Here is a 25,045-nt window from a genome sequence, read left to right as displayed (position 1 = left end):
ATACGTCAGCAGTATGACCAACTCTTGCAGTAACTCTGCCATATCTCGCTGCCGGATATGTTTTTGCACCATTTCCAATAACGCGACCCGTTTGTGCGTCAGGATTTCATCATCGGAGATGACCGTCACATCGACCAGCGGGAAGGGACCGGAATAGATTTCCTTCGCCAGGGCCGGAGCATCGAAGCAGTCGAGCCAATTGGTACTCCAGGGATACGGCTGTATTTTCCCGTGATAAAACAACACCGGAATGACCAGCGGCAATTTTTCATGTCCCTGCTCCAGATGCCGTTGCATAGCTGAAATCCCGTAACGTAATAACCGAAATGCCATCATTTTGTCCGGGGAACTCTGGTGTTCGATCACGCAATACACATAACCTTCACCCTGCGCCGTTTTCAATGAATACAAAATGTCGGAATAATGCGCCCGCAGATTGTCTTCAATAAACGATCCTGATTCCAACCGCAATGTATCCAGATCACAAACTGCCCGTAATGTCGCAGGCAAATGAATCTCCAGGAAGTCTCTGGCCGTATCGATATGACTTAAAAACTTTTTAAAAACAGCGTCATGTGGCGTTGATGTCTTTTTTTTCTTCATCGGTGAATGGTAGCATACTTTCTTTTATATTGAAGGAATATTAAGCAAGAAACCGAGCTGACTGAGATGTCTTAAATTTTCTTTGACAAAAATGTTGATCGTATCTCAGATATTTTTATTTTCTTCTTAAGCGAAGTTCAGGTTATTTAATTCGCAATAAAATAAGCGGCTAAACTTTTTTATCAGATGCTTGAAGGAACGCCATCATCTCAGAAGCATCTTTGCTCAAGTAGAAGCGCATCACCTTTTCGTTGAACTCATGTATTTTCGCCGCAGGTACGCTGACTCAAGCACTTCATGTCATCAGTACCTATGATGCCAGTTCGGGGATCGCGTTATACCAACAGGCGACAAAAGCAAAGGTAAAGAAGAGCCAAAAACCAGGCAACTTATTGAATTATTTTACTTTATTGGAATATCATCAAGGTTTACCCTGATACGTCTAGCGGGATTTTTAAGACGGTCACGTACCACTGCTAAGATGTCTGCATCTTCATCATGATCTGCCACCATAACGGAAACTTCAGCGAACGGCAGCTTTTCATTCTCTACAACATAGCGCAGAAAGAGACGCAGTGCATCGGATGGCGATAAGTTCAGTTTCTCAAATGTCTGATACGCACTTTTTTTAAGTTCTTCATCAACTCTGATCTGAATAGTACTCATAACGTTATCTCCTGTAATGACATTTGTATTGCATTCTATTGCATGACATTTGTAATGCAATAAAAATTTTTTGCTATAAGTGGAGTATAGAATCGCTGGTAGATGAATTACCACATGGCAGGGTAAACAAAGTGGAATCCCGCCATGGGCTCATACCAGAGACCATTTTGAGAGCGAAAATAAGCGTTGACGATAAAAACAAAATGACTTTTTTATCGTCAAGCGTTGGGAAAGAACATAAATTGAACATTGGTTACCCGAACGCACACATTATGATAATACATGATTGAAAACATATCGGGACGAATCCCAAACAGGCCAAGCGCAGTGATCGCTAATTTCGTGTATTCGCCGCACGAATTTGCTCTGCTTCCGGGTGGCAATCCACAAGGAATATCATCATCTCAGTCGCATCTTTGCTCAAGTAGAAGCGCACCATCTTTTCGTTGAACTCATGTAGTTTTGCCGCAGGCACGCTGATTGCATCGATGCCATTCGACATCAAGATACCGTTCATCATGAAACGCGAAGTACGTTTGTTACCGTCGAAAAAGAATTGCTGTAATGCCCCAAAAAGGAAAAATGCGGCCCCCTTTTCGAAAGGCTGACACTCATCCAATGCCGCCATACCGGCTTGAAAAATGCGGTTCAATTCTGGTGCATCGGGTACGGTAGGTAACGGAGTATGCCGGCCATACTCACCCAAACTGACATCTGGAGTGTAATTTATCTCCTGCCCTTCTCCACGGAACCGTCCCCACTCCAAGGCTTCGTTGCGGGCAACTATGCTGTGAAGTTCAGTAAATGTAGCTTTGGTCAACTCAAATTGACCTTTTTTCACCAGAGATAACAAGCGTTTAGAACTTTTTGCGAGATTAAGTACTTGCTCCTGATCAGAAACCTTCCTACCACCGACAGTTACACCGTCCAATAATGTCTTCACTTCCGGGAAAGTAAAAGGATTGCCTTCAAGCACGCTGGCATCCCAAACAAATTCTGGCAACATCCGGTGAAAACGGAAGCATACCCGTTCAATGGAGTAAATCGGGATAATAAGAGGAACAGCAGACCGGTCCCAACGAAATCCCAGAACGTTGAAAAGCTTCATTGTTGCTCATCCTTTTTACTATTTCGAATTCGATAAATTATAAGTAAAACACAGTAAAAGACCACCTCGCCAGACCTTCCCGCCAGAGACGATAGAGCGCAGTTTTGTAGATGCGAAGCCGTACACGGACACCGTTATTTTTAACAAGGTTTGTCAGCGGTCTGACTATTTACCATGTAAATGGTGTTCCATATACTGTCAATTATTCATTGTTTCATAAACATAAATGAGGTTTTGGCTGACAAGCTGCAACATGCGCGGCCCTTGATGGCCGCCTAGTTGCGAATATGATTTGCTTTGTTTCCGCTAACCTTGGTGTAGCAATCCTACCTGCCAATGTAGCGAAAATTGCCCACGGCTTGGTAGCGATTCCTCTTCTGGAAACAGACGCGACACAATCACAATACTGCACCAACTGAATCGCTGGCGCAGTATCTTACTAATTCGCCCCTACACCGCCGGGAATACCGGTAACAGCAGATAGAGCTTAATCACAATCGCGTTAACGATATCGATAAAGAACGCGCCGACCATCGATTAGGTAATAACCCCTGCATATATATGTCTAAATATTAGACATGAGACACATGCGGTTTAAATAACGGGGTCAATTTAGAAATATCAACCGTCTTTTCTGCTTTATCAAGGCTATAAGATTCTTGCAGTTTCAACCACAACCGTGGAGAACTACCAAGTACTTTAGATAACTTTACCGCCATTTCTGGCGTGACTGCCGCTTTACACGAAACTAAACGTTGAGCCGTAGACGGAGCAACATTTAATGCCCGCGCAAGATCACGAATTCCCAAGCCTAGCTCTTCCAAAGAATCAGCAATAATTTCGCCTGGATGAGGGGGATTGAACATTTTCATTAGTGATAATCCTCATAGTTAACGATATACGCATCACCGTCGATAAATTCGAATGTAATACGCCAGTTCCCAGAAACAGTAATTGCCCACTGCCCTCTCCTATCTCCCGTCAAAGGATGTAAGTTGTATCCAGGAAAATTGATTTCCCCTACATCCTCTGCATCGTTAATAACAGCAAGTCGTTGACGGAGTTTGTTTACATGCTGAGGGTTAATTCCAACAGAAACACCTTTTTCAAAAAACTGGCGCAGCCCCTTATGCCTGAAACTCTTTATCATTCCTTACCGCTCCTCGTTGCGCCACAAGGAACAATGTAACAAAGTGTTCCTTACGGAACAACTCCATATCAGAGTAAACCAATTCAGGTACATCATAGATAAGGAATAGGAAAGGCTGAAACACAATCACAATACTGCACCAACTGAATCGCTGGCGCAGTATCTTACTAATTCGCCCCTACACCGCCGGGAATACCGGTAACAGCAGATAGAGCTTAATCACAATCGCGTTGACGATATCAATAAAGAACGCGCCTACCATCGGCACCACTAGAAACGCCACATGAGATGGTCCAAAGCGATCGGTAATCGCCTGCATGTTCGCAATAGCGGTAGGTGTTGCCCCTAAGCCGAAACCACAGTGACCCGCCGCCAGAACCGCAGCGTCATAGTTTTTACCCATCACCCGATAGGTGATAAAAATTGCATACAACGCCATGACGATGGCTTGGGTGGTGAGGATAACCAACATTGGCAATGCCAGTGACGCCATCTGCCACAGTTTCAGGCTCATTAATGCCATTGCCAGGAACAGTGAAAGACTCACGTTACCCAGTACAGAAACCGCCCGGTCAAAGACCCGGTAAAAACCTAACACCGACAAACTGTTACTCAGGATAACCCCGATAAATAACACACAAACGAATGTCGGTAATTCAAACCATGTACCTTGCAGAAGTTCAGACACAAAATTACCTGCCATCAGACAGATGGCGATCAATGCGATTGTTTCCAACATGACCAACGCGGTGATCATCCGACCGGTATAAGGTTTTTCAAATGCGGTTGGTACTTCCGTATCATCTGACCTCAAACCCGGAGTTTGGGTGTTTCTCACCAGAAAACGAGCAACTGGACCACCAATCAAACCACCCAGTACTAAACCGAAAGTCGCACAGGCCATTGCCACTTCTGTCGCATTTTCAAAACCATAACGCTCACTAAACAGTTTACCCCACGCAGCCCCCGTACCATGACCACCAGACAACGTAACAGACCCCGCCAGCAAGCCCATTAGTGGGTCCAGTCCTAGCAGTTCAGCCAACGCGATACCCACCGTGTTCTGAACCAACAACAAGCCAACAACGACGAAGACAAAAGTGAAAAGAACCTTACCTCCCGTTTTCAGGCTAGAGAGATTCGCGTTCAAGCCGATAGTAGCGAAGAAAGTTAACATCAAAGGGTCTTTAAGAGACAAATCAAAGTTGATTTCCCAGCCAGTCGTTTGCTTCAGTATTAAAAGAATCAGAGCAACTAACAGGCCACCCGCGACAGGTTCAGGAATGGTGTATTTTTCAAGAAATGGAACTGATTGTACAAGTTTACGCCCAAGTAATAGTACTAATGCGGACGCAACGAGTGTGCCATAAACATCAAGATGATACATCTATGTACCCCAGCTATATTGTTAAAATTATGTAAGTTATTACGACGTTATACTCATCCTTTAGAAAACGCCAAAAGCAGGCAACGCTGGATTAGAAAAAAAATCTGCAACAAACACAAGTTAAAACATATAAAAATGTGACCAGAGTGAATCATGACAAATAACAGAATTTTTACGCAAACGATTGCTTTTGCGCAGTTGATCATTAAAATGCGTTTTTTGTCAGTCCGGAATTTCACACCATGTTCACTTCATCCCCTGAACAAGCTGCAACAATATCCCCGAAAAAATCAGACAGTGAATTGATTTATCGCCTGGAAGATCAGCCACCGCTGCTACAAACGTTGTTTGCTGCTTGCCAGCATTTACTGGCAATGTTTGTCGCTGTTATCACACCAGCAATTTTAATCTGTCAGGCGCTGGGGCTGCCTGCTCACGATACACAGCGGATTATCAGCATGTCCCTGTTCGCTTCAGGGGTAGCTTCATTAATCCAGATCCGAACCTGGGGGCCTGTCGGTTCTGGTTTACTTTCTATTCAAGGAACCAGTTTTAACTTTGTTTCTCCATTAATTATGGGCGGTCTGGCACTCAAAAACGGTGGGGCAGATATCCCGACGATGATGGCAGCACTATTCGGTACTCTAATGTTGGCATCCATGACAGAAATTCTGTTATCCCGCGTATTGCATCTGGCCCGGAGAATTATCACGCCGCTGGTTTCCGGTGTTGTTGTAATGATTATCGGTTTGTCTCTGATTCAGGTTGGATTAACTTCTATCGGTGGCGGATTCTCTGCTATCGAAAATCATACTTTTGGTTCTCCAGATAATCTGTTTCTGGCAGGTGTTGTGTTAGCGGTGATTGTTTTGTTGAACCGCCAGCGTAATCCTTACCTACGTGTCGCTTCTCTGGTAATTGCAATGGCGGTTGGTTATGTTGTCGCCTGGCTAATGGGGATGCTGCCACAAGCAACGGTACCGGAGAATAGTTCATTGATAACGATTCCTACGCCACTCTATTATGGTCTTTCCTTTGACTGGAATCTGCTGATCCCATTAATGCTGATTTTTATGGTCACTTCACTGGAAACCATCGGCGATATTACCGCAACGTCTGACGTTTCAGAGCAACCGGTCAGCGGGCCTCTATATATGAAGCGTATTAAAGGCGGTGTTTTAGCTAACGGCCTAAATTCTATGCTTTCTGCCGTATTCAATACTTTCCCGAATTCTTGCTTTGGACAGAATAACGGAGTTATCCAGCTAACCGGCGTTGCCAGCCGTCATGTAGGTTATGCTGTGGCGCTGATGCTGATTCTGTTAGGTCTGTTTCCTGCGGTGGCAGGATTTGTACAACAGATCCCTGAACCGGTATTGGGAGGGGCTACTATCGTGATGTTCGGTACAATTGCTGCGTCCGGTGTCCGTATCGTTTCCAGAGAGGCACTTAACCGCCGGGCAATTATGATTATTGCACTCTCTTTAGCGGTTGGGATGGGCGTTGCTCAACAGCCACTGATTTTACAATTCGCACCTGACTGGCTGAAAACACTACTCTCTTCCGGTATTGCCGCTGGTGGTCTGACAGCTATCATTCTTAATCTGGTATTTCCTCAGGAAAAATAATATCCGCCGAGAAATCCAATATCAGGTTGCAGATACCCAACTCAATAATCACGCACATCAAATCATAGTCGTGCGTGATTATGGTTTAGCCTAGCGACTGGAAGGCCAAATAAAATCGTCACCAATCCAACCATTAAGATCGTATTCACTCATACACTGCTCAGCAAATCCCTTAAATTGATCCACTAACCCTGATTCCTGGGCAGCTGATAGCAGTTCAATTCTTATATTTTCATGGTTGCCAGAGTAATTGCGCTCATATAATTCGTGCCTACCGGCAAATTCTGTGCCGATAGAGTCCCAAATCAGTTTCATCAGTTTTACGCGTTCAACAGCACTATAACCATTTGAGCCACGCACATACTTATTAAGATAAGGAGCAAGTTCCGGGTTAGTAAAATCACTGGCATGGGAATTAACATAAATCAGCGCACTCCCTAAATCCTGCTCAATAATTTCTTTTATCCGTGGGTAGCCTAGTGTCATAAACCAACGATAAGCCATTCCATACTCAGATCGCGGTAATAAAGCCCCCCCATGCCACAGTTGAGGTGATTTAACCATTGTATCACTCATCGCCCAAAACATATTACGCCATGCTAATACCTCACCAATACGTGTTTGCACACCACGGAAACCCTGCGTACCCGTCGCTTCAACGCCTTTAATAATTAATCCACAAAGAAAATCAAGTTTAACGGCTAGCCGGGTGACGCCATGTAGTAATGCCCGATGAAAAAAGCCAGCTTCAGAAAAGAACGACGATGTTTTCTCGACATCACCATAGATAAATATGTTTTCCCAAGGGACCTTCACTTTATCCAAAACAATAATGGTATCGTTCTCATCAAAGCGGGAAGAGAGTGGGTAATCAAAAGGGCTTCCCATTTTATTCGCCGCCAGTGCATAAGAGGGGCGACAGATTAATTTCAACCCCGGTGAATTCATCGGCAAGGTAAAGACCAATGCAAATTCCCGTTTTTTGATCGGTAAACCATAATGGCCGATAAAGTTGTAATGGGTGATCGCTGATCCCGTGGCAACGACTTTAGCACCGCTAACAATTAATCCATCATCACACTCTTTTTCCACATGAACACAAACATCACCAATTTCATCTGCGGGTAAATGACGATCTATTGGCGGGTTAATAATTGCGTGATTCCAGTAGAGCACTTTTTCCTGTGAACGGGTGTACCAGGTTTTCGCATTATCAGCAAAATCACCATAGAACTCTGGATTTGCGCCCAGTGTGGTAAGAAACGAAGCCTTATAATCAGGGCTTCGCCCTAACCAACCGTAACTTATGCGCGCCCACGCGGCGATAGCATCACGATCAGCAATTAAATCTTGCTGTGAGCGCGGGATACGAAAAAAGGGATGTGTCACACCACAGCTGCCCGTATCCGTCGCTGTAGTCAGTACGTCACGATGAGCAGGATCGTGCAAGGCATCATAAAGTTTCGCAACAGCGCGGGCTGGATTTTGAAAAGCAGGATGGCGGGTAATATCGTGGATACGCTCACCATAAGCCCAAATTTCCCGACCATCATTTAACCCTTCCAGATATTCCTTGCCATTTAGTGGGCGGGTGATACGGGTATTATTTTCATCCGGCGATTTGTGTTTCATTTCATCTGACATAGTATATTCCTGACATTATTTATACCCTTCATCTTTCAAGCTGCTGCTTTGTTGGCTGCGTTCACTTGCCGCCGCCCTGCAACTTGAAATCTATTGGGTATATTCACTAGAAAATAAGTAAAATCAATCACGACGTTTTATTCCAAACATCCATAAAACCAAGATAAAAATAGGTTTAATCATGCAATTAAATTATTACTTTATTGCTAATCACTTCGTGATACATTAATTTATTGGCAGAGTTTTTCGATATTACTAAACCACTCTTGATAATTTTAAGCGTTATATTAATCAGACAATATAACTATCAATAGAACTAAAAATGCTCTAAAATTTTAACAGAAAATTCAGCTTTGCATAGGAAATAAAAATACAATGAAATAAAAATAAATACTTAGAGATTATTTTCATTGAAATAAACTCACTAATAATGAGCTATTTTTTCATTTATTTTGACATCTTACATCATAAAAACGGGTAATCGACATGGTTATCGATTGGTTTCTCTATTTTTATGCCCAATTATGCAAATGTTACAAATAATAACCCCTGCTGATTCATAACTTTTATACCCTTCATCTTTCAAGCTGCTGCTTTGTTGGCTGCGTTCACTTGCCGCCACCCTGCAACTTGAAATCTATTGGGTATATACACCATCTCTTGAGAGAACAAGAAAATTACGGCATAAAAGGACATTGGTTAAACCGATTAGGCTGGAGTCTAATAATGAGATGGTTAGGAAAATCGCTGGTTACTCTGTTATTACTGCTAATACTGGCAGTGGTCACTGTTTATGTTGTGATGCAAACAAACTGGGGAGCACATCAGCTTAGTCAATGGCTTAGTAATAATAGTCGCTATCAGGTTCAAATTAGCAAGATTAAACATAGCTGGTCACAACCTAAAACCCTGGCATTCTCCGATATCGTCATGAGCAATAAGCAACACACTTTCACTTTAGCCGCTCAAGTTGCGTCATTCGATTTCAACTGGCAACAGCTCACTGCTCCACGTCATTTTCATCGTTTGTTATTACAACAGGGCCAATTAACCATAAAAGACCAACGACAATCCCTGCCTTTTAGCGCCAATATCCTGCAACTTAATCAGATGGCTATTCAGTCAGAAAATGCAGACTGGCAAATTCAGGGGCAAAACATTACCGGCGGCATAACCCCCTGGAACCCGCAACCAAATGAGTTGTCAGGGAATGGCAAATTTCAGTTTAGTGCCAATAAGCTGAATCTGAATGGTATTCCTCTTGAAAAAGTCATTATGCAAGGAGATAGCCAGCAGAATACCCTGATTATCCGTTCACTTGGTGCAACATTGGCACAGGGTTCAATATCGGGTAATGGACAACGTCTGCCCGATGGTAGCTGGCAATGGGATAATTTACTTATCAGCAATGTTCGCTGGCAAACGCCAATGACTCTTGAAGAGTTATGGCTAAAAGTGAGTCAATTACCTGCAATCAGCATCAAAGATCTGAGCCTGACTAATGCTAAACTGGAAGGCAAAAACTGGTCTGCTAACTATTTGGATGCCTCAGTAAAAAATATTGGTTTGACTAACGGGAGCTGGCAAGCAAAAGAAGGCATCATTGATTTCAACGTCATGGATACTACGCTGAATGATCTGCATTTCACCGACGCTATTGGTCACCTGCGCCTTGCAGGCAATGAACTCCATATTTCCAATCTCACTACCCGTTGGGAAAAGGGATTATTCCACGCCAAAGCTCAATGGGATCACCAAACAAAGCAACTCAACATTACAAATGCAACGGTTGTTGGTTTAAGTTATACCTTGCCAGAAAATTGGCATCAGTCATTGAAAGAATCCCTTCCTAAGTGGATATCCGAATTTTCCATTAACCAGCTGACGATTAATAACAGCTTGTTGATTGATATTAATCCCGATTTTCCATTCCAGCTGACCGCTCTCAATGGTCATATAGATGACATGAAATTATTAAAAGAAGGGAAATGGGGGATCTGGAACGGCTCTTCAAACCTGAGCGCCACCAGCGCAACATTCAACAAAGTTGAATTACATCGTCCTTACCTTAAATTACACACGGAAGGCAATAAACTAATCCTTGACCAATTAGATGCCTCTATTGATGATGGGCTACTGAAAGCTAAGGGCACAATAGATCAACAAGTGCATAAGCCATTCACTTTAGATTTCCAGGGAATAGATGCCGATTTAGTGATTTTGCCTCATTGGAAGTGGGTACCGTTGAAATTACAGGGCAAAGGTAATTTCACTCTGCGGATACAAGGAGATCTTTCTGCTGACGACGTGAAAAGCTCCATCAATGGCATACTTGATGCTACTGATAAACAATCAGGCAAAGAAACTCAGACCATCAATAAAGGGCAGATATCTACAATGGGCTGTGAAACCTGTTCAGTTATTAAGCTATAGCCGTGTAAACACCCAGTAACACCAAATAGCCCAAAAATTGGGCTATTTGGGATGAGATCACTGCTTAAATAGTTTTGCATGACTTCCAACCCGATATAAGAAAACCTCTTGCTCAGTTCTCTTATAAATCAATAGGAGATCCAGCTTTCCATGACATTCCAGATACCCAATATAATTTCCCTTCAATGAGTGCTCTTTATATTCACGGGGAAGTGGTTTTTCCGTGACAAGCAGTTTTAATACGGTATTAATAACAGAAATAGCTGATTTATCATGCTGAAAGGGTTTTAAATCCTTTTTAAATGCAGATGAATATCGAATTTTGAGCATATTTTATTTAAAAATTTCATCCCAAAATTCATCTACGGTATCTACACTTGTACCACCACCACTTTCTAGCTCACGGATCGCCGCCTGCGTTGTGGCATTAGGAATGTGGCGTTCCTTTGTCGCTCTGGTTAATACCAGGCGGACAAAACTAGACATATCCAAACTGTTATCCTGAGCAGCTCTCACTACCGCATTTTTTAATTCTTCAGGAACACGAACTTTTAATATGGCCGTATTCATAGTATCCCCCTCTTCTGACTGTTTGCTCCCTTATCGTAGGACTATTGTGGACACAAATCAAGGTTGTCAGATTAATAAACACACAAAGTCTGTATTCTATAGCGCCAAATACCACCAGTGGCATATTTAATGCCACTGTAAAACCTAAGCTATCGCCGTGTAAGCATTTGGCAGCACTATATAAGTGCCGGTAAACACGGCACCCAGCCCATGATCACCACTCACCGTCACTTCCAACTTCACTCTCGCTTTGCTGCCCTGTGCCAAACGAGCCAAATCGCCGCTCATATTTTTAAGATCCGCAACAGATTTTGGCCTGCCAATAACCGGCTTTTTGTAACGAATATCAGCATCAGCCAGAATAATATCGCCCCCCAATTGGCGTTCCTGTAACAACAGCCAGATCAACCCCCAACCGGTCAGCGTTGCCAATGAGAACAAACTACCCGCAAAGAGAGTTTGGTGAGGATTTTGATTCCCTGCCTCCGGCATCGTGGTAATAAAACTCTGGCCGGTATATTGAGAAATCCGCACCCCCATTTTCTCACTGAGGGGAATATGTTTGTACCAGGCTTTTTGCAGTTCGTTGCACCAATCTGGCCGGTGAAGAATATCATCAAGAGTTGCAACCGGTTTTATCATCAGAAAATGGCGAACCGGTGTCGTTTGCGGGCTGGTAATTGGCCCGCGGTTTTCAAACCCTAATTTACTAAAAAACTCCACCGCATATTCACGAGCACTGCACACTACCCGTTTAACACCTTCCTGACGGGCAACGGATTCCAGGGCCATTGCGATTAATTTTCCTAACCCTCTACCTTGCACATGAGGATGTACTGCCAGAAAGCGGATTGCGCCTTCACTATCCGCATTGATGTATAAACGCCCTACCGCCACTGGGTTACCTTTCTCATCCACGACCATCTGATGATGAGCCATAGTGTCATAACCATCTTTCTCAGAGCCTACAGGCTGATTCAGCGGCTTACGCAACATTTCCCAACGAAATCGGTAATATGCTTCCAGTTCTTGTTCTGTTTCAGGTACTCGCAGATAATACATAGAAACGGCCCTTTTCTCTTGATCATGATGTGTCATCGGGGATGGTTGCGCTTTACTGGCTGTTTTCCGTTCTAGACCTGCAACCAGAAAGTGACTGGCCCATTATTTGTCAGGCTGACTTTCATATCGGCAGCAAACCGCCCGGTTTCTGTTTTTACACCACTTTGGCAACATCGTTCAACAAAATAACGATATAATTCATCGGCCTTATCCGGGTTTGCTCCGCCAGAAAAACTTGGGCGCATGCCCTTTTGGGTATCGGCAACCAGCGTAAACTGGGAAACAACCAGCAAACTGCCTCCGACCTGTTGGACATTCAAGTTCATTTTGTCCTGCTCATCACTGAATATCCGATACCCTATCACCTTCTCACATAACCGTTTTGCCTTCTGTTGATCATCCTCTTTTTCAACACCCAGCAATACCAGCAAGCCGTGACCAATTTCTCCAACAATTTCGTTCTCAACAACCACATTTGCCTGTGTGACTCGCTGGATTAACGCAATCATATTTTTTCCTTGTTCAGAGATTAGCATCAGTATATTTCCGCATAATCCCTCATTTTATTCAGAAAAATCGATCGCTTTGAAATAATCGGGGACTGTCTGTCTATCAACAACATGAACCCCCTTGATCCCTAGTGCACTGGCTGCTTCCACATTTTCCAGCACATCGTCGAAAAACACAGTTTGATCCGGTGAAAAACCTTCTGTATCAATAACATATTTGAAAATATCAGGTTCTGGTTTACGCATTGCCAAATCCTGGGACAGATAAAGGTAATCAGCCGATGCTGCAATTTCAGGGTAATTATGTGGCCAGTAATCCAGGTGCAGACGGTTTGTATTGGATAACACCACGACCCGATGCCCTGCTTCACGTAATTTATTCATTATCTGAATGATTTCAGGTCGAATATCAATGAAAACAGCATGCCATCCAGCCGCAAACTGCTCAAAACTGAGTGAAATACTCATTTCCTGGCATAAAATATCCGCGAATTCCAGATCAGTTATTTGACCACGCTCATGTTTTTCAAACATTTCGCCCATAGAGAAACTTTTAGTCAACGTCGCAAGAGGTGTACCGCTCAGATTACTCCATACAGCTAAAACTCGTTTAAAATCAATATCAAGAATCACATTACCCATATCGAAGATATATAGCATAACCACCTCCTGGCTAATTAATGACTTTTTACTTTAATCGTATTTCTAATTAGAAAACAGAGTGGAAAAGTAAAAAGCGAATTACTTCACGGTATTTTTCTTATGAAACGATAAAGTAGCAGCCAGATCAAAAAAGTAGAGTAAGGTATTATTTTATGTTGTGGTTCCTGTTCTGTATCGGTCTTCTTCTGGCTGGATATTTCATATACGGCAAATTTGTCGAAAAAATATTCACCATTCGACCAGAAAGAAAAACTCCCGCTATTTCTATGGCTGACGGTGTCGATTATGTCGCCATGTCCACCCCAAAAGTTTGGTTGATTCAGTTACTGAATATTGCCGGTGTTGGCCCCATTTTCGGCCCGATTCTTGGTGCCCTCTATGGTCCACTCGCCATGTTGTGGATTGTATTCGGCTGCATTTTTGCCGGCGCAGTACACGATTACTTCTCTGGTATGCTCAGTGTTCGTGCTCGCGGAGCATCAGTGCCCGTCATCGTCGGTAATGAACTGGGCAAGACTATGAAGCATTTCATGAATATCTTTGCTGTCATTCTGCTAATGCTGGTTGGTGTGGTATTTGTTCTGAGTCCGGCTGGTTTACTAAACAACTTACTCAAAGACTCTATGGGCTGGGATAACATTGCCATCTGGGTTGGCGTTATTTTTGCTTACTATATTCTCGCAACCTTGGTTCCTATCGATAAAATCATTGGCCGTCTCTACCCACTGTTCGGTGCATTGCTGCTATTTATGTCTGTCGCGCTGATGGTCGGTTTAGCTATGAGTGATAAACCTTTCTATTCACAAGGACTGGATTTCGCCACTAACTTTAATCCGAAAGATCTACCTATTTGGCCGCTACTGTTTGTCACTATTGCCTGTGGCGCAATTTCTGGTTTCCACGCCACCCAATCGCCGCTAATGGCGCGTTGCATGCAGAATGAGAAGAATGGCCGCTTTGTTTTCTACGGTGCAATGATTGGTGAAGGTATTATCGCGCTGATCTGGTGTACGCTGGGTCTGAGCTTCTATGAAGATACTAACGCTCTACAGGCAGTGATCGATAAAGGTACGGCATCTTTGGTCGTTCACGAAGTTTCTACTTCTCTGCTGGGCACGGTCGGCGGCATTTTGGCAATCCTCGGCGTGGTGATTTTGCCAATCACTTCCGGCGACACAGCATTCCGCTCTGCTCGTCTTATTATTGCTGAATTCCTGAATATTCCTCAGCAAAAAATGATTAAACGCCTGTTATTAAGTGTACCAATGTTTATTGTCGGTTATCTGATTACCAAAACTGATTTCAATATCATCTGGCGTTACTTCGGCTGGGCGAACCAAACCACAGCAATGGTCATGTTATGGGCGGCTTCAGCATGGCTACTACGCCGTGATAAATTCCACTGGATCACTACCCTGCCAGCCATGTTTATGACAGCGGTATGTTTCACTTATCTGGCATTTGCTCCAGAAGGTTTTGCTTTGAACTGGAATACTTCCGTCATTATCGGTCTGGTAGCAACGGCGGTTATCACTCTTATTTTCTTTGCGAAAGTCCGCTCTAAATCAGTTTCTAACAATAGAGAAACCGAAGCATTTAATGAGTAAAAACTAAAAAAGATAGTTAAATATAGCCCCTCACGATAAGCAGTTGAGGGGTTTTTAATTCCCGATTTCTTTTATACCTGTTATCTTTCAAGTTGCCTCTTTTTTATTGGCTACACTCACTCACCCCAGTCACATCGCTATCTATGCCCCTGGGGATGCGTTCTCTTGCCGCCGCACTGCAACTTGAAATCTATTGGGTATATAAGATAAAAACATAATTTTCCCCATAGAAAATGTCTGGGATAATTTCTTTAATAAGTAATGAGTATCCAACCGATGACTTCTTATCTGAAAGAGCATCCCAACATCAACCAGAACATGAGGTTTTCTATCGTTTAAATATAACTTCTCAACTATTTAAATATAACTTCTTAATCGTGTGGAAGGGTGAATTGTAGAAAATTATATAGACCAAACCATTTATAAGTAAACCTACCAATAATAGTTAAATTGGAGAGTCTTCAAGCAAAGATACTCTTCACCACTTTTAATCGTTTCCTACTTAACTATTAAAGAAAAAACAACTCATACAAACTCTCACCAAATTATAATCACGCTCATCCTTCTGAATGGTGGCAAACATAAATAGTATTGACTACAATTGTTATTAGCAGCACACTACGAATAGTGGGTTAAATCACACACTATTCAAATACCAAAACTTCACTTTAATAATGCAGGTTTGTACGTTTTCAAATGTGATACCAAAAAGAGTTGTTTTCATTAATACCATCAACGCATTTCTTTTAATGGATAACTGCTCGCTTGTATCGAAGTAAACGATCCTAAACTTAGTACGATGAATTCCCTACCCTGAAGAACGCAATCTACTACAGGGAAAGGTCTTAAATGTTCTTAAAAAACAGGAGAACCAACCATGTATATGTTTTTACCTTTTTTACTCGCATTATTTGCGGTTATCACCACCCTATATGGCAAGTATAAAACAAGTTATACCCTATGGGGTCTTCTTTTGGTGACGACTGTAGCTTGGTTTATCCATCATGCAACTGATTCGTTAAATCTATCTTTTTAACTGGAGACAATCGGATGAATCAGGTATTAGCAACAAAACAGAAAATCAGCTACGGCACGATATTCAACATCATTGGATTATTTGGTATTAGTGCCGCACTTACCGTTGCCTTCTATTATCAGTTAGTCCTTTCAGAACTGCCTTGCCCATTATGTTTGTTACAACGGACAGGCATGATAATGATAGGATTTGGTTTCTTATTTAATCTACGCTTTGGTATTAAAAGCGCGCATTACGGTATCGCACTTATTGGCTGTATCGTGACTGGGATTATTGCGATCCGACAAGTGTTTTTACATATAATGCCCGGTGATACCGGTTATGGTTCCGCCCTTTTTGGTCTACATTTTTATACTTGGGCACTCCTTTCCTCCATTATTGCTATAATTGCCATATCAGTCATGCTGATATTAAAAAGTCTGGAAAAAACAACCGAAGAAAAGGAAAACGCACCGGTTTTCGGTCAGATTCTTATTGGTTTATTTGTCCTATTAATTGCAGCAAATTTAATCTCTACCGTTCTGGAGTGTGGTGGCGGGCAATGTGATGACAACCCAACGTTCTACCAATTGCTGGGTAAATAATCTTATTGTTTAAAATTAAAAAACTCAGGGCGCCGTCGGCGCCCTAAGCATTAGTATCACAGTAAGATTACGATGCCTCTTTACTGCGGTACGCACGACGACGTTCGTTTTCTGTCAGATGGCGTTTACGCAGGCGAATAGACACAGGGGTCACTTCTACCAGCTCGTCATCATCAATAAACTCCAGAGCCTGCTCCAAGGTTTTCTTAATATGTGGAGACAGGGTTGTCGCTTCGTCAGTGCCTGACGCACGGACGTTCGTCAGTTTTTTACCCGTCAGACAGTTAACTGTCAGATCATTTGAACGGGAATGAATACCGATCACCTGGCCTTCATACACTTCTGCACCATGGCCCAAGAACAACTTACCGCGATCCTGTAAGCTGTAAAGCGCATAAGCAACCGCTTTACCCTGACCATTAGAAATCATCACACCGTTCTGACGGCGACCAATTTCACCTGGACGAATATCATCATAGTGGCTGAATGTTGCATACAGCAAACCCGTACCGGAAGTCATCGTCATGAACTCAGTACGGAAACCAATCAAACCACGGCTTGGAATAACATAATCAAGGCGCACACGGCCTTTACCGTCTGGCAACATATCACGCAGATCAGCTTTACGCTCACCCAACGCCTGCATTACATCACCCTGATGCTGCTCTTCAATATCCAGCGTCACCTGTTCAAATGGCTCTTGTTTACGGCCATCGATCTCACGGAAGATAACTTTCGGACGGGATACCGCCAGTTCAAAACCTTCACGGCGCATGTTCTCAATCAGAACAGATAAGTGTAATTCACCACGGCCAGAAACACGGAACGCATCCGGATCTTCTGTTTCTTCGACACGCAGTGCCACGTTATGAACCAGCTCTTTCTTCAGGCGCTCAAGGATCTGACGAGAAGTCACATATTTGCCTTCACGACCACAGAAAGGAGAAGTGTTAACACAGAAGTACATACTTACCGTCGGCTCATCAACAGCCAGCGGTGGCAGCGCTTCAACAGCACTAATATCACACAAAGTATCAGAAATATTCAGCTCGCCCAAACCAGTAATCGCAATGATGTCACCGGCTTCAGCTTGCTCGCTCTCAATACGCTCCAGACCCAAGTGGCCCAGCACCTTACCAATTTTGCCGTTCCGGGTTTTCCCTTCGCTATCAATAATAGTGACGTTCTGGTTTGGTTTAACCGTACCGCGCTTGATACGGCCAATCCCGATAACGCCAACATAGTTGTTGTAATCCAGCTGAGAGATCTGCATCTGGAACGAGCCATTAAGGTCAACTTTCGGTGGCTCTACATGCTCAACAATCGCCTGATATAACGGCGTCATATCTTCCGCCATATCTTCATGATCAGTACCAGCAATCCCCATCAATGCAGATGCATAGATAATTGGGAAGTCCAGTTGTTCGTCAGTCGCACCCAAATTGACAAACAGGTCAAATACCTGATCGACAACCCAATCAGGGCGAGCACCTGGACGGTCAACTTTGTTAATGACCACAATCGGTTTCAAACCATGAGCGAACGCTTTCTGTGTCACAAAACGGGTCTGAGGCATTGGCCCATCCATGGCATCGACCAGCAACAGTACGCTGTCAACCATAGACATAACACGTTCTACTTCACCGCCGAAATCGGCATGTCCCGGAGTGTCTACGATATTAATACGGTAGTCATTCCATTTAATGGCGGTATTTTTTGCGAGGATAGTAATTCCACGCTCTTTCTCCAGATCATTGGAGTCCATCACACGCTCTGTCGCTGTCGCACGGTCACCGAAAGTACCGGATTGTTGCAGCAGCTTGTCAACCAGGGTGGTTTTACCGTGGTCAACATGCGCGATGATGGCGATATTACGCAATTTTTCGATCACAAACTTTGCCTCAGGCATTTAGAAATGGCGCGCTATTGTACACACATTGGTCGAAGGACTAAACAGGATCACAATAATCTATTCTTCACAACTTGGTACCTATGGAATTGTGATCCTTTTCACGCCCATAAACAGACGCATTTTCAGCACAAACGCACTAACATGATGCGCGATAGTAACATGATTGCACCAAAATAGTGCAATTCCACTAAACATCAGGATATCCTATCATAGGCATACCCATAACACAGTATATTGCAAGGTGTTAGAAAGTTGGCACGCTTTTCGCAAATCGTTCACAAACACATAATAGTTTGCAAACGAGTAAATAGCCTTGTTAAGGTAAAATGATATATACCCAATGGATTTCAAAATGTATCGCGACGGCAAGAGAACGCATCCCCGGGAGCATAGATAACTCTGTGACCTAAGTGAGTGCAGCCAATAAAGAGGCAACTTGAAAGATAACGGGTATAACTGTGTTTTCTTTAAGTCTTATCACAACCATTTTATCAAGACCGACACAAACCAGGAGAAACCGAGTATGTCCGCTGAACATGTTTTAACCATGATTGAAGAACATCAGGTGAAGTTTATTGATTTGCGTTTCACTGATACCAAAGGCAAAGAACAGCATATGACCATTCCTGCTCATCAGGTTAATGCAGACTTCTTTGAAGATGGCAAAATGTTCGACGGCTCCTCAATTGGCGGGTGGAAAGGCATTAACGAATCTGACATGGTGCTGATGCCAGATCCAAGCACAGCCATGCTTGATCCCTTCTTTGATGATGCCACGCTGATCCTACGTTGCGATATCCTGGAACCAGGCACCATGCAAGGTTATGACCGCGACCCTCGTTCCATATCCAAACGCGCTGAAGATTTCCTACGTTCAAGCGGAATTGCAGATACCGTCCTGTGTGGACCGGAACCTGAATTCTTCCTGTTTGATGACGTGCGTTTTGGCAGTTCCATGTCAGGTTCTTACTATCATCTTGATGATATCGAAGCCGCATGGAACTCTGGGACTCAATACGAAGGTGGCAACAAAGGCCATCGACCAGCAGTAAAAGGCGGTTACGCCCCAGTGCCTCCCGTTGATTCTTCTCAAGATTTGCGTTCAGCCATGTGTCTAACCATGGAAGAAATGGGGCTGGTGGTAGAAGCTCACCATCATGAAGTTGGAACCGCTGGTCAAAATGAAATCGCGACCCGTTTCAACACCATGACCAAAAAAGCTGACGAAACTCAGATTTACAAATACGTCGTGCATAATGTGGCGCACAACTTTGGCAAGACCGCAACCTTTATGCCAAAACCGCTGGTTGGCGATAATGGTTCCGGTATGCATTGCCACATGTCCCTGTCCAAAAACGGCACTAACCTGTTTGCCGGTGACAAATACGGTGGCCTGTCCGAACTAGCGCTATTCTACATCGGCGGTATTATCAAACATGCCCGTGCACTGAATGCGTTTACCAACCCGACAACCAACTCCTATAAACGTCTGGTTCCAGGCTATGAAGCACCCGTTATGCTGGCCTACTCTGCCCGTAACCGTTCTGCATCTATCCGTATTCCTGTTGTGGCAAGCACCAAGGCCCGCCGTATTGAAATACGTTTCCCTGATCCGGCAGCTAACCCTTATCTGGCTTTTGCTGCTCAATTGATGGCAGGTCTTGATGGTATTATCAACAAAATCCATCCGGGTGATGCAATGGATAAAAACTTATATGACCTGCCACCAGAAGAAGCCAAAGAGATCCCAACTGTCGCTTCTTCTCTGGATGAAGCCTTGGCAGCACTGGATACTGACCGCGAATTCTTGACTCGCGGTGGTGTATTCACCGACGACGCCATTGATGCTTATATTGAATTGAAAAACAGCGAAATGGAACGTGTCCGCCTGACACCACATCCACTAGAGTTTGAGCTGTATTACAGCGTGTAACTAACAGCCCTATTCCTGCTGATCATTTTTTGTTGCCGTGAAACCTTTAGCCCATCTTCGGATGGGCCTTTTTCCCACTTTCCGAGTTCAGGCTTTTGCTGGGTTTTACGCTCGAACATGATACAGTGCACCAAAAAGGTGCAGGAGTGTAACCAGATGAAAACGGAAAATCTGCCCGATACTGGGCAAATACTAAACTCACTGATTAACAGCGTGCTGGTACTGGATACTGACCTTGTGATCCGTTACGCCAACCATTCAGCACTGCAATTATTAGCTCAGAGTGCTCGTAAACTATTTGGTACACCTCTTCCAGTATTGTTTAGTTATTTTTCACTGGATACAGAATTGATGCACTCCAGTCTGGTCAGTGGTCAGAGTTTCACTGATAACGAAGTGACGTTAGTGGTTGATAACCGCTCTCACATCATGTCGCTCAGTGCCCAACCGATTTCCGAGCAGTTCATCTTGCTGGAACTGGCACCTATGGATAGTCAACGCCGGTTAAGCCAAGAGCAGGTACAACAAGCCCAACAGATAGCTGCACGGGAATTGGTTCGGGGGCTGGCACATGAAATCAAAAATCCCCTCGGCGGGCTGAGGGGAGCCGCGCAATTACTTTCAAGAGCGCTGCCTGACCCTGCTTTACAGGAATATACCCAAGTGATTATTGAACAAGCCGACCGGTTACGTCATCTGGTAGACAGACTACTTGGGCCACAACATCCGGGCGAACAAATTAAGCAAAGCATTCATTATGTTGCTGAGCGGGTCTACCAGTTAGTCTCACTGGAAATGCCGGATAACGTGACACTAATAAAAGATTACGATCCCAGCCTGCCAGAACTGGCCCACTACCCTGATCAGATTGAACAAGTTTTACTGAACATCACCCGTAATGCCTTGCAAGCACTGGGAAAACAGGGAGGTTCTATTACCCTGCGTACCCGTACCGCCTTTCAGATCACCCTACATGGTGAACGCTATCGTCTGGCGGCCAGAATTGACGTGGAAGATAACGGGCCGGGTATCCCGCCACAGATTCAGGACACCTTATTTTACCCGATGGTCAGTGCTCATGAAGGTGGAACAGGTCTTGGTCTATCGATTGCTCGCAGCTTGATAGATCAACACTCCGGCAAAATAGAATTTACCAGTTGGCCGGGGCACACAGAATTTTCTATCTACTTACCGATCAAGAAATAGAGGATAACTATGCAACCGGGAAAAATCTGGATCGTTGATGATGATAACTCAATCCGCTGGGTACTTGAGCGGGCGTTAAGCAGTGCGGGAATGGAATGTACCAGCTTTGCAGATGCTGATAGCGTATTGACCGCACTGGCGCAAACCACGCCTGATGTCTTGATTTCGGATATCCGTATGCCGGGAATGAATGGACTAAACCTGCTGAATAACATCAAGCAGAATAATCCATTACTGCCCGTCATCATTATGACTGCCCACTCAGATCTGGATGCCGCAGTCAGTGCCTATCAGCAAGGGGCTTTTGATTACTTACCAAAACCCTTTGATATTGATGAAACAGTCGCACTGCTGGAACGGGCGCTTAGCCACTCCCGCGAACAGAATCAACCAACCAGAAACCCGCAGGCCGTCACACCAGTTTCCGACATGATAGGTGAAGCGCCTGCCATGCAGGACGTTTACCGTATCATTGGCCGCCTCTCCCGTTCTTCTATCAGTGTCCTGATTAATGGCGAATCCGGTACAGGAAAAGAATTGGTGGCCCACGCCCTGCATCGCCACAGTCCACGGGCTAATAAACCATTTATTGCGCTCAATATGGCAGCGATTCCCAAGGATTTGATTGAATCAGAGCTATTTGGTCATGAAAAAGGCGCTTTTACTGGCGCCAATCAGGTACGTCACGGACGATTTGAACAGGCCAATAACGGTTCGCTGTTTCTTGATGAAATTGGTGATATGCCACTGGACATTCAGACTCGCCTGTTACGAGTATTAGCAGAAGGCCAGTTTTACCGGATTGGCGGTTACGCACCGGTAAAAGTAGATGTACGAATTATCGCTGCAACCCATCAAGATCTAGAATGTTTGGTAGCAAAAGGCAAATTCCGTGAAGATTTGTATCACCGTCTGAATGTTATTCGTATGCAACTACCTCCTCTACGCGATAGAGTGGAAGATATCCCCCGCCTGACCCGCTACTTCCTGCAACAGACCGCTAAAGAGCTAAGCGTAGAAACAAAGGTTCTACATCCTGACGCAGAAATTGCCTTAATGCGTTTACCCTGGCCAGGTAATGTCCGCCAGTTAGAAAACATCTGCCGCTGGCTAACAGTCATGGCGGCAAGCCAGGAGGTGCTGGTACAAGATTTGCCGCCTGAATTATTTGAACCCCATCATGCCGAAACCGGCACGGCAATACCCGCAAATACAGCACCTATAAATACAATACCTATAAATACAATGCCGGAAGACTGGCCGCAGCTACTTGCTCATTGGGCCACAAGTGCGTTGGAAAATGGTCAGCAGGATCTACTATCTGAAGCATTACCGTTATTAGAGCGTACTTTACTCAACTGTACGCTTAAACATACCAAAGGACATAAACAAGAGGCTGCCCGATTACTAGGTTGGGGACGCAATACTATTGCACGAAAATTAAAAGAACTTAGGCTGGAGTAAGGAGATAACATCTCCAGCTTTGTCACTATCTTATGGAATTTAATATGATAGATTTCCGATTATCAGTATAAAAAAGTCAAATTCACCTCAGGTTTAATACTGATAATTCCAAACAAAAGTAGACAGATAAATAATTAAATTACAATATTATAACTTAATTTTAATATTAAATTTTTAATTATAAAAATGGTAATAGTTTCTGTTTATCACTGGAATCTGACAGGGTTTATTCTACTGGCAATCTCCGCGCTGGCACAGGCTTCAGCTCCTATCAGCCCTGCGGATCAAGAAACGATCACTCAACAACAAAAAGCATTGTTGCAACAAGCCCAGCAGCAACGGGAAGCGCTGCACAACAACATTATTTTATCTCCATCCCCTGATGTAGCACCGAGTACAGCAGAGCCTATTTGCCACACCATTAACCAGATTGAATTTGACGGTGCGGAAAGTCTGCCTCAATCAGTTAAAAAGAACTTAATGCACCCTTATTTATCCCACTGTTTATCTTTGCAGGATATTCACGCATTGGTACGAAAAACCACCAATGCCTATATCGAACGGGGTTATGTCACTTCCCAGGCCGGACTCAAAGTACAGGATTTATCCTCGGGTACCCTCATTATTACTGTCAATGAAGGCAAAGTTGAGTCAATCAGTCTGGACGGTGAAATCCCCCTCTCGCTGAAAATGGCTTTCCCAAAAATAGTGGGTAAAACGCTTAATCTACGAGAGATTGAACAAGGTATGGAACGTTTGAATCGCCTGCCTTCCCAACAAGTGACCATTGATATCCAGCCGAGCAAACAGCCCGGTTATTCCGCAGTTATCTTAAAACGAACATCGACGCACTTACCGGTCAGTGCCAGTTTAGGCTCAGATAACAGTGGTCAGAAAAGTACCGGTACCGGGCAAATCAATGCCAATGTGAACCTGGATAATCCATTACACCTTACTGACCAATGGTCATTATCCGCCAGCCGTAACAGTGATTTCCACAATAGTCACCAAAGCCACAGCCTCTCTGCCAGCGTAGCCGTGCCTTATAGCTACTGGCTATTCAGCTACCAATATACGTGGAACGATTCCTTTCAGAATATCCCTGTCGACTTACAGGACTATCACTATAAAGGTGACAACCAAACTCACCGGGTGGCAATAAATCGGACGTTATATCGTGATGGTGAACAGAAGCTGGCACTGGATATGGGCCTAACACACCGTCGGACCACCAATTTATTTGCGGAAAAAACATTAACCGTCAGCAGCCCGACACTCAGCATCATAAACCTTGGCATTAATTACAGTACCGTACTGGCAGGTAGCTATATCACTCTCAACCCGATGGTGATCTACGGTTTACAGACGCTTGGCGCCACAAAAGACGATCCACGTTTCCCAGATGCGCCACGTAGTCAATTTCGCAAATTCAGTCTGAGTGCCAGCTATTTCATGCCGGTTACAGATTCCATTTATTACCTCTCATCAATTTACAGCCAGACCACGCCAGACAATCTTTACTCCAGCGAACACCTGTCACTAGGGGGACAATATTCCGTCCGGGGATTTAAAGAACAATATCTCACCGGCAACCGCGGCGGATATTGGCGCAATGAGCTGAACTGGCGAGTTTCAGCACTTCCAGTTTTGGGCGAACTTGCCTTAACCGGAGCGCTGGATACTGGCTGGTTACAGAAAAAAACCGGACAAATCGACGGCGGTAACGTTACCGGCGCGGCTCTGGGCTTATCACTGACTCACCGTAGATTCAACCAGACCATCACTATCGGGAAGCCCCTCATTCACCCAGCTCACCTAAAACCGGATAATTGGGTCACTTATTGGTCAGCTTCACTCACTTTGTAACACTTAAATTAGGA

General features: G+C 44.1%; 24 protein-coding genes. 10 read left to right on the top strand and 14 right to left on the bottom strand.

What is annotated here, in order from left to right; all coding sequences use genetic code 11:
* The 3 genes from AM629_RS04225 to AM629_RS04215 all read right to left on the bottom strand — a co-directional run.
* Positions 1 to 603: Rpn family recombination-promoting nuclease/putative transposase (locus AM629_RS04225; protein ID WP_152911969.1), on the bottom strand; the 603-nt coding region annotated here is incomplete at its 3' end.
* A 402-nt stretch (positions 604 to 1,005) separates the two neighbouring features.
* Positions 1,006 to 1,269, bottom strand: coding sequence for a type II toxin-antitoxin system RelB/DinJ family antitoxin (locus AM629_RS04220; protein WP_046974748.1), 264 nt, complete (start codon positions 1,267 to 1,269; stop codon positions 1,006 to 1,008).
* Between the two features lie 334 nt (positions 1,270 to 1,603).
* A complete protein-coding gene (locus AM629_RS04215) occupies positions 1,604 to 2,377 on the bottom strand; it encodes a Fic family protein (RefSeq protein WP_054476421.1) in 774 nt (257 codons plus the stop codon).
* Positions 2,378 to 2,664: 287 nt separating this feature from the next.
* Between AM629_RS04215 and AM629_RS24955 the strand changes: the two genes are divergently transcribed.
* On the top strand, positions 2,665 to 2,796 hold the full coding sequence (locus AM629_RS24955) for a hypothetical protein (protein ID WP_262499901.1): 132 nt from the start codon (positions 2,665 to 2,667) through the stop codon (positions 2,794 to 2,796).
* Positions 2,797 to 2,949: 153 nt separating this feature from the next.
* Here the strand turns inward: AM629_RS24955 and AM629_RS04210 are convergent, their stop codons facing one another.
* The 4 genes from AM629_RS04210 to gltS are packed head-to-tail and all read right to left on the bottom strand — an operon-like array spanning position 2,950 to position 4,914.
* Positions 2,950 to 3,249, bottom strand: a complete 300-nt coding sequence (locus AM629_RS04210) for a HigA family addiction module antitoxin (protein ID WP_046974746.1) — start codon at positions 3,247 to 3,249, stop codon at positions 2,950 to 2,952.
* Positions 3,249 to 3,527 carry a type II toxin-antitoxin system RelE/ParE family toxin gene (locus AM629_RS04205; RefSeq protein WP_046974745.1) on the bottom strand — a complete coding sequence of 93 codons (279 nt, stop codon included), beginning with the start codon at positions 3,525 to 3,527 and terminating at the stop codon, positions 3,249 to 3,251. Before AM629_RS04205 ends, AM629_RS04210 begins: the two co-directional genes overlap by 1 nt.
* Positions 3,505 to 3,657, bottom strand: coding sequence for a hypothetical protein (locus AM629_RS23880; RefSeq protein WP_161804208.1), 153 nt, complete (start codon positions 3,655 to 3,657; stop codon positions 3,505 to 3,507). Before AM629_RS23880 ends, AM629_RS04205 begins: the two co-directional genes overlap by 23 nt.
* A gap of 48 nt (positions 3,658 to 3,705) precedes the next feature.
* On the bottom strand, positions 3,706 to 4,914 hold the full coding sequence (gene gltS / locus AM629_RS04200; protein WP_054476418.1) for a sodium/glutamate symporter: 1,209 nt from the start codon (positions 4,912 to 4,914) through the stop codon (positions 3,706 to 3,708).
* 242 nt (positions 4,915 to 5,156) lie between these two features.
* On the opposite strand from gltS, the gene AM629_RS04195 reads away from it, so the two are divergent.
* Positions 5,157 to 6,542, top strand: a complete 1,386-nt coding sequence (locus AM629_RS04195) for a uracil-xanthine permease family protein (protein ID WP_054476416.1) — start codon at positions 5,157 to 5,159, stop codon at positions 6,540 to 6,542.
* 90 nt (positions 6,543 to 6,632) lie between these two features.
* Here the strand turns inward: AM629_RS04195 and AM629_RS04190 are convergent, their stop codons facing one another.
* On the bottom strand, positions 6,633 to 8,186 hold the full coding sequence (locus AM629_RS04190; RefSeq protein ID WP_152911968.1) for a 4-hydroxyphenylacetate 3-hydroxylase N-terminal domain-containing protein: 1,554 nt from the start codon (positions 8,184 to 8,186) through the stop codon (positions 6,633 to 6,635).
* A 726-nt stretch (positions 8,187 to 8,912) separates the two neighbouring features.
* Between AM629_RS04190 and AM629_RS04185 the strand changes: the two genes are divergently transcribed.
* Positions 8,913 to 10,619 carry an AsmA family protein gene (locus AM629_RS04185; protein WP_054476415.1) on the top strand — a complete coding sequence of 569 codons (1,707 nt, stop codon included), beginning with the start codon at positions 8,913 to 8,915 and terminating at the stop codon, positions 10,617 to 10,619.
* A 57-nt stretch (positions 10,620 to 10,676) separates the two neighbouring features.
* On the opposite strand, the gene AM629_RS04180 is transcribed toward AM629_RS04185, so the two are convergent.
* The 5 genes from AM629_RS04180 to yihX form a co-directional block, all read right to left on the bottom strand.
* Positions 10,677 to 10,949 carry a type II toxin-antitoxin system RelE/ParE family toxin gene (locus tag AM629_RS04180; RefSeq protein ID WP_054476413.1) on the bottom strand — a complete coding sequence of 91 codons (273 nt, stop codon included), beginning with the start codon at positions 10,947 to 10,949 and terminating at the stop codon, positions 10,677 to 10,679.
* A 3-nt stretch (positions 10,950 to 10,952) separates the two neighbouring features.
* A complete protein-coding gene (locus tag AM629_RS04175; RefSeq protein ID WP_036768272.1) occupies positions 10,953 to 11,189 on the bottom strand; it encodes a type II toxin-antitoxin system RelB/DinJ family antitoxin in 237 nt (78 codons plus the stop codon).
* A 144-nt stretch (positions 11,190 to 11,333) separates the two neighbouring features.
* Positions 11,334 to 12,251, bottom strand: coding sequence for a fatty acid biosynthesis protein FabY (fabY, locus tag AM629_RS04170; protein WP_054476411.1), 918 nt, complete (start codon positions 12,249 to 12,251; stop codon positions 11,334 to 11,336).
* 71 nt (positions 12,252 to 12,322) lie between these two features.
* Positions 12,323 to 12,760 carry a D-aminoacyl-tRNA deacylase gene (gene dtd / locus AM629_RS04165; RefSeq protein WP_054476410.1) on the bottom strand — a complete coding sequence of 146 codons (438 nt, stop codon included), beginning with the start codon at positions 12,758 to 12,760 and terminating at the stop codon, positions 12,323 to 12,325.
* Positions 12,761 to 12,814: 54 nt separating this feature from the next.
* A complete protein-coding gene (gene yihX / locus AM629_RS04160; protein ID WP_054476408.1) occupies positions 12,815 to 13,420 on the bottom strand; it encodes a glucose-1-phosphatase in 606 nt (201 codons plus the stop codon).
* A gap of 155 nt (positions 13,421 to 13,575) precedes the next feature.
* Here yihX and AM629_RS04155 point away from each other — a divergent pair, with 155 nt between their 5' ends.
* From AM629_RS04155 to AM629_RS04150, 3 genes are all read left to right on the top strand, one after another.
* The gene (locus AM629_RS04155; RefSeq protein WP_054476404.1) at positions 13,576 to 15,030 is read left to right on the top strand and encodes a carbon starvation CstA family protein; all 1,455 of its coding nucleotides are present in this window, start codon (positions 13,576 to 13,578) and stop codon (positions 15,028 to 15,030) included.
* An 877-nt stretch (positions 15,031 to 15,907) separates the two neighbouring features.
* The gene (locus tag AM629_RS24500; protein WP_219847624.1) at positions 15,908 to 16,066 is read left to right on the top strand and encodes a DUF5993 family protein; all 159 of its coding nucleotides are present in this window, start codon (positions 15,908 to 15,910) and stop codon (positions 16,064 to 16,066) included.
* Between the two features lie 14 nt (positions 16,067 to 16,080).
* The gene (locus AM629_RS04150) at positions 16,081 to 16,650 is read left to right on the top strand and encodes a disulfide bond formation protein B (RefSeq protein WP_054476403.1); all 570 of its coding nucleotides are present in this window, start codon (positions 16,081 to 16,083) and stop codon (positions 16,648 to 16,650) included.
* A 67-nt stretch (positions 16,651 to 16,717) separates the two neighbouring features.
* On the opposite strand, the gene typA is transcribed toward AM629_RS04150, so the two are convergent.
* A complete protein-coding gene (gene typA / locus AM629_RS04145; protein WP_054476402.1) occupies positions 16,718 to 18,559 on the bottom strand; it encodes a ribosome-dependent GTPase TypA in 1,842 nt (613 codons plus the stop codon).
* 526 nt (positions 18,560 to 19,085) lie between these two features.
* On the opposite strand from typA, the gene glnA reads away from it, so the two are divergent.
* The 4 genes from glnA to AM629_RS04125 all read left to right on the top strand — a co-directional run bounded on the left by glnA (position 19,086) and on the right by AM629_RS04125 (position 25,031).
* The gene (gene glnA / locus AM629_RS04140; protein WP_054476401.1) at positions 19,086 to 20,495 is read left to right on the top strand and encodes a glutamate--ammonia ligase; all 1,410 of its coding nucleotides are present in this window, start codon (positions 19,086 to 19,088) and stop codon (positions 20,493 to 20,495) included.
* A 156-nt stretch (positions 20,496 to 20,651) separates the two neighbouring features.
* Positions 20,652 to 21,701, top strand: a complete 1,050-nt coding sequence (gene glnL, locus AM629_RS04135) for a nitrogen regulation protein NR(II) (protein ID WP_054476400.1) — start codon at positions 20,652 to 20,654, stop codon at positions 21,699 to 21,701.
* A 9-nt stretch (positions 21,702 to 21,710) separates the two neighbouring features.
* Positions 21,711 to 23,165 carry a nitrogen regulation protein NR(I) gene (glnG, locus tag AM629_RS04130; RefSeq protein ID WP_054476398.1) on the top strand — a complete coding sequence of 485 codons (1,455 nt, stop codon included), beginning with the start codon at positions 21,711 to 21,713 and terminating at the stop codon, positions 23,163 to 23,165.
* A gap of 186 nt (positions 23,166 to 23,351) precedes the next feature.
* Positions 23,352 to 25,031 carry a ShlB/FhaC/HecB family hemolysin secretion/activation protein gene (locus AM629_RS04125; RefSeq protein WP_054476396.1) on the top strand — a complete coding sequence of 560 codons (1,680 nt, stop codon included), beginning with the start codon at positions 23,352 to 23,354 and terminating at the stop codon, positions 25,029 to 25,031.
* Positions 25,032 to 25,045 lie beyond the last annotated feature (14 nt).

The organism is Photorhabdus heterorhabditis, assembly GCF_001280945.1.
Classification (GTDB): domain Bacteria; phylum Pseudomonadota; class Gammaproteobacteria; order Enterobacterales; family Enterobacteriaceae; genus Photorhabdus; species Photorhabdus heterorhabditis.
The sequence above is the reverse complement of the archived record's forward strand: the minus strand, read 5'-3'. Positions and strand labels throughout refer to the sequence as shown.

Bases quoted from the DNA above. Each gene is read 5' to 3' on its own strand.
- AM629_RS04155 (WP_054476404.1), top strand. From the start codon at position 13,576: ATGTTGTGGTTCCTGTTCTGTATCGGTCTTCTTCTGGCTGGATATTTC.
- AM629_RS24500 (WP_219847624.1), top strand. From the start codon at position 15,908: ATGTATATGTTTTTACCTTTTTTACTCGCATTATTTGCGGTTATCACC.
- glnL (WP_054476400.1), top strand. From the start codon at position 20,652: ATGAAAACGGAAAATCTGCCCGATACTGGGCAAATACTAAACTCACTG.
- AM629_RS04195 (WP_054476416.1), top strand. From the start codon at position 5,157: ATGTTCACTTCATCCCCTGAACAAGCTGCAACAATATCCCCGAAAAAA.
- AM629_RS04150 (WP_054476403.1), top strand. From the start codon at position 16,081: ATGAATCAGGTATTAGCAACAAAACAGAAAATCAGCTACGGCACGATA.
- fabY (WP_054476411.1), bottom strand. From the start codon at position 12,251: ATGTATTATCTGCGAGTACCTGAAACAGAACAAGAACTGGAAGCATAT.
- AM629_RS04185 (WP_054476415.1), top strand. From the start codon at position 8,913: ATGAGATGGTTAGGAAAATCGCTGGTTACTCTGTTATTACTGCTAATA.
- dtd (WP_054476410.1), bottom strand. From the start codon at position 12,760: ATGATTGCGTTAATCCAGCGAGTCACACAGGCAAATGTGGTTGTTGAG.
- AM629_RS04220 (WP_046974748.1), bottom strand. From the start codon at position 1,269: ATGAGTACTATTCAGATCAGAGTTGATGAAGAACTTAAAAAAAGTGCG.
- AM629_RS04190 (WP_152911968.1), bottom strand. From the start codon at position 8,186: ATGTCAGATGAAATGAAACACAAATCGCCGGATGAAAATAATACCCGT.
- yihX (WP_054476408.1), bottom strand. From the start codon at position 13,420: ATGCTATATATCTTCGATATGGGTAATGTGATTCTTGATATTGATTTT.
- AM629_RS24955 (WP_262499901.1), top strand. From the start codon at position 2,665: ATGATTTGCTTTGTTTCCGCTAACCTTGGTGTAGCAATCCTACCTGCC.
- AM629_RS04125 (WP_054476396.1), top strand. From the start codon at position 23,352: ATGGTAATAGTTTCTGTTTATCACTGGAATCTGACAGGGTTTATTCTA.
- gltS (WP_054476418.1), bottom strand. From the start codon at position 4,914: ATGTATCATCTTGATGTTTATGGCACACTCGTTGCGTCCGCATTAGTA.
- glnA (WP_054476401.1), top strand. From the start codon at position 19,086: ATGTCCGCTGAACATGTTTTAACCATGATTGAAGAACATCAGGTGAAG.
- AM629_RS04215 (WP_054476421.1), bottom strand. From the start codon at position 2,377: ATGAAGCTTTTCAACGTTCTGGGATTTCGTTGGGACCGGTCTGCTGTT.
- typA (WP_054476402.1), bottom strand. From the start codon at position 18,559: ATGCCTGAGGCAAAGTTTGTGATCGAAAAATTGCGTAATATCGCCATC.
- AM629_RS04205 (WP_046974745.1), bottom strand. From the start codon at position 3,527: ATGATAAAGAGTTTCAGGCATAAGGGGCTGCGCCAGTTTTTTGAAAAA.
- AM629_RS04180 (WP_054476413.1), bottom strand. From the start codon at position 10,949: ATGCTCAAAATTCGATATTCATCTGCATTTAAAAAGGATTTAAAACCC.
- AM629_RS04175 (WP_036768272.1), bottom strand. From the start codon at position 11,189: ATGAATACGGCCATATTAAAAGTTCGTGTTCCTGAAGAATTAAAAAAT.
- AM629_RS04210 (WP_046974746.1), bottom strand. From the start codon at position 3,249: ATGAAAATGTTCAATCCCCCTCATCCAGGCGAAATTATTGCTGATTCT.
- glnG (WP_054476398.1), top strand. From the start codon at position 21,711: ATGCAACCGGGAAAAATCTGGATCGTTGATGATGATAACTCAATCCGC.